This window comes from Metaprevotella massiliensis, assembly GCF_900241015.1.
In genome coordinates, this window is the sequence record NZ_LT965950.1 from 1 (window position 1) to 4,618 (window position 4,618).

The following is a 4,618-nucleotide window of genomic DNA, read 5'->3' on the forward strand; positions in this document are numbered from 1 at the left end:
TTGATGCCGTGCGCGACTCCGAAGCAAAGGCGATGGCAGATGCCGCCGCGAAGGAGCTCGAGGCCGAGAGGAAAATCAATGAGGCCACGGCAAAGAAGGTGGCAGAGAAGAAGGCCGCAGAGGCTGCCGCGAAAGCCGAGGCAGAGGCAGAGGCTGCGGCAAAGGCAGAGGAAGCACCTGCTGAGGAAACCCCTGCAGAAGAGGCTCCGGCAGCGGAGGCTCCGGCAGCGGAAGCCAAGACCGAAGAGGCTCCTGCCCAGGAAACCCCTGCGGAGGCTTAGGGGCCTTTCCCGTGCAAGTGGAAGTTGGAAATCGGAAATATTGATTTTGAACATCTGTAAAAATAAAGACGGTGGGGTATTCCATAAAACACTCCGCCGTCTTTGCTTTTTTAAACACAGACCGGTCATAAATAAGGAGAACCACTGTGGTGGCTGCGGGCATACTGCTTGACTGTAAACCGGTTTGCACTTTGATGCCGGCAGTAAAGCAAACTCGCCGTATTTGCCGACCAAACTCGCCGTATTTGCCGACCAAATTCGCCGTATTTGCTGACCAAACTCGCCGTGTTTACATTCTGGTTGACTACAAACCAGGTTGCGAATGGCGCATCACGCTCCTGCAATGAAAAGAAAACGTAATAAATACCATTCTTTTGCAACAATGTGTGTGTTAATATTTTCTAAAAATCGAAATATTTTGCCGAAACATGTAAGTATTTCCGATTTTATTTATATCTTAGCCATGTCTTTCGGAATTTTGTTTGACATCTTATGCGGCCTAAGTCAATTGAAATTTCTTGCATGACAAATTACCGCGCGATGTATCGTTGCTCAATACTTATGAAAATTATTAAATCAAAGTGCTGCTGAATTAAAGATAATGAAAAACTCCCCAGTAATTATTTACAAGGAATATATTAGTTCCGTTTTTCTAATTGTACTGCTCATGCATGGACATTTGAGCCGAGCACAAGTTACAGTCAATCGCGAATGTAATCTTTTTCGTGCAGGTGATGTGACTCTCAAAAAACAGATTAAATACGAGAATCTTGGCAGAAACGGCAAGTCTGTACTATGGGATCTCGGAAACATTGAAGTGCTCAACGATAAATATCGTGTGAGTTTCAAAGAACAAGAAGCTTTTCCATCCCGCATGACCGAAATCCAACATGGCACGCGTTACTATTATGATGTGCGTAATGACTCTGTGCTACAAATTGGTTTCGAAAACAACACAACATTGATGAATTATGATTATCCGGAAATCACAATGAAATATCCAATGCAATATGGCGACTCAATTTCCGGTATCTTTCATGGCCGAGGTCTCTACTGTGACAAGGCTGCAATTAGGATGTTCGGAACTTACAAGACCTCCACAGATGCCTTTGGTACGTTGATACTTCCGGATGGTGACACATTACGTAATGTGTTGCGCGTACATACCGAGCGCATCATGTCAAATCTGTATTATCCGGTTGATAGCCTTGAAAACATTACATTTGGTAGATGTTTTTCTGCTGACAGCATAAACAAATATCTTGATTGCGGATTAAATGTTTACAAGACAGATATATACAGATGGTATGCTCCGGCTTGTCGTTATCCGGTAGTTGAGACAGTAAAAACTGTTGGAGAGGGAATGGGAAATCCTGTTATAGTTACAGCTTTTTATTATTCACCATCTGATCAAGAATTTCTCACTTTTGATGAAAATAATAACAAAGTGAAACAAAAAATGTTATATTGTGGAAATGGAGATTGTTACGGTGATAAAACAAGGCCAAACAATTTGGATTACAATATATTCATAAACAGAGACGAAACAGAGATTCGCTTGGAGTATATTTCACAAAAAGAATCAAAAGTGTTATTAAGCCTATATACAATTAGTGGAATGTGCATATTTAATAAAGAAGTAATGGGTAATTCTTATGATGGCATATCTATTGAAAAAATAAATATTGGTTCTTTGAAACCTGGAGTTGTAATACTTGACATTTGTGTCGATAATCGTCATTATTGTGAAAAAATAATCAAACATTAACAATCATGGTTATGAGAAAAAAAACATTGCTGTTTATTTTATTTATGATAAATGTCTGCACTTCATGGGGACAATTACGTCCTGTCAAGAATATGCAGACACCGGAAGCAGCAAGTTTGGGATTATATGGGCAAATTCCCGTCAGCCATTATACCGGTATTCCGAATATTTCAATTCCTTTATATGATGTAGAAGTAGGAGACTACAAACTACCCATAAGTGCAAGTTATCATCTTTCTTCAGTAAAGCCCAACACCCCTTCCGGGATAATGGGGCTTGGTTGGAATCTTATGGCAGGAGGGCAAATAACCAGAACTGTGCGTGGCATTATGGACGAGAAGGTGGACAAAGAAGGTGTTGGTCATGGATTTTATTATCATGCTTCAAAATTGAAGGGAATGAAGAACTCTGATTTCAAGACTTATACAGAGAAAAAGATGAGGGATGAAAAAGGGGGCAGTGACTGGTTTGAACTAACTCCCGATGAATTCTCATTCAATTTCTGTGGCTACAGCGGTACTTTCTATTATAATGAAAACGGAGGGTGGACAGTTGTCTCTGACGATGACATTAAAGTGGAATTCACGCCAGACAACAAAGGATTTATCAGATGGAAAGATTTGAAAAAAAAATTCCTTAACTATGAGAAGTGGACTGGAAATTTTGATAAAAACTGTTTCTTCAACCAATTCACGCTTATTACTCCGGATGGTGTGAGATACACGTTCGGAGGTTATGATGCCACAGAATACAGTATTCCTTACTATCTGCGTGCAAATGCAGATTTAACACCAACTACTTGGAAACTTAAAAATATAACACTGCTAAACGGACAAAAGATAGATTTTGTTTATGAATCATATATTGCATGTGACATTCGTTATGTGCCACGTTATTATGGAACATACAACAAACCCACTACTGTTCCAAACCGTTATATAACCAATTTCTCTGCTTATACAGGTTTTCTATTGTTCTCAACCTGTCTTTCAGAAATTCACACATCTACGGAAGACATATTTTTTAACAACGAAAATCAGTGGCATGCAGGAATCAAAAATCTTATGTACAAAGACCGTTTCGCACTATACAGAAAAATTCCAAAAAAAAACTATGACATTAGCGATGACTGCTTCAACATAAAATCGTATGACGAAGCCTATGCTGGGTTTATGCAGCCTTCTCTATTATATTTCTTAATTGATATAAAAGCAAATAGCGAGCAAGATTATAACAGAATAACAGATATACAAAACCGAATTATCGGTACGTTGAAATCGAAATCATTATCAAAGATTGAAGTATATTCCTATAATGAAGAACTGAAGAGTAAAATAGAATTTGAATACACTGATAATTTGGGTTCCGGAACAGACCAAAATACAAGACTGAAATTGAAAACCATAACGTTTGGCAATAATAATGTTGACAATAACGACCGAATTGTTTATAGATTTAACTATGACAAGACAAAGATGCCGTATGCTGGTCTTGCAAGATGTTTTCCCTTGACAGATTCATGGGGATATTATAATGGAGGCACCGAAAACTTTTCAATAAATCCATCTTTTTATATAAAAAGTACAATACCTTCAATGGCAAAGGCAGAAACTTTGACAGAAATAATATACCCGACAGGAGGAAAAACACGTTTCGTCTATGAAGGTAATGATTATTCGTATGTGCAGACAAGGGACAACAACGGCAATGTTTATTTGGATGAAGGGGACAAAAAATATGTCGGATTGAGGATTTCCGAAATAAAAACTCTTGATGCAGATGATAATCTTATAAACAAAAAGAAATATCACTATTCAAAGGCTGTGGATGGCAAAAGCAGTGGCATACTGAATAGGAAACCATCTCTCAGTCTGTTATATACAGTTAACAAGACATGGAAACTTGAGGTAAAATCAACGGAAGGGTATGGCACGCCTGTCACAAACATGAGTTCTCCGGATGTAGGCTATTCATGGGTAATAGAGGAAATACAAGGTAAGAACGGAGAATGTATGGGATATGTGAGATACAGATATTCAAACTATGACAACGACATCAAAGATGTGGCGCACACCGATGATGATTATAGTTATTTCACAGCAGGCGGAAGGTCTGAAGCAGACCCGTATGCCAGTCGTTCACTGGAACGTGGCAAACTTATATCAGAAGAATATTTTGATGCTTCATGGCATAAAGTACGTGAGAAAACATATGTTTACAAGGCATTGTCTTCTGATCATATTGTAACGCCATATCAACAATTTATACGGGTTAAGAACGAATACAACAATGACGAGTCTTACTTTTTCGGATGGCTTCACTATACTTATATATATCATTACAATTTGATGTCGGTAAAAGATGTTATTTACGAAAAAACAGGTAAACAAGACATTGCCTATGAAGAGATAAAAGAGTTTAAATATAACAAGAATAATTTGGTAACAATAGTTCGTTAAAATTTGAGTATATGGCTACGCAGCCTTAGGCTGCCAGCCAATGAGTTCTTTGACAATCTTACTAATTAAAGTTCGGTTCGGTCGGCATCGGGACATGTCGAAAATTAATT

At 38.4% G+C, this 4,618-nt stretch carries 4 protein-coding genes; 3 read left to right on the forward strand and 1 reads right to left on the reverse strand.

The features are described 5' to 3' along the window. A partial coding sequence (locus C1709_RS00910; RefSeq protein WP_219704713.1) for a hypothetical protein occupies positions 1 to 281 on the forward strand: 281 nt, incomplete at its 5' end. Between the two features lie 125 nt (positions 282 to 406). Here C1709_RS00910 and C1709_RS00990 read toward each other — a convergent pair. Beyond that, the gene (locus C1709_RS00990; RefSeq protein WP_180991370.1) at positions 407 to 664 is read right to left on the reverse strand and encodes a hypothetical protein; all 258 of its coding nucleotides are present in this window, start codon (positions 662 to 664) and stop codon (positions 407 to 409) included. Between the two features lie 218 nt (positions 665 to 882). On the opposite strand from C1709_RS00990, the gene C1709_RS00915 reads away from it, so the two are divergent. Together C1709_RS00915 and C1709_RS00920 are read left to right on the forward strand one after the other, a co-directional pair. Further along, positions 883 to 2,049: a hypothetical protein gene (locus C1709_RS00915; protein WP_102285063.1), complete on the forward strand. Its 1,167-nt coding sequence runs from the start codon at positions 883 to 885 to the stop codon at positions 2,047 to 2,049. A gap of 5 nt (positions 2,050 to 2,054) precedes the next feature. After that, positions 2,055 to 4,508 carry a hypothetical protein gene (locus C1709_RS00920; RefSeq protein ID WP_146035438.1) on the forward strand — a complete coding sequence of 818 codons (2,454 nt, stop codon included), beginning with the start codon at positions 2,055 to 2,057 and terminating at the stop codon, positions 4,506 to 4,508. Positions 4,509 to 4,618 lie beyond the last annotated feature (110 nt).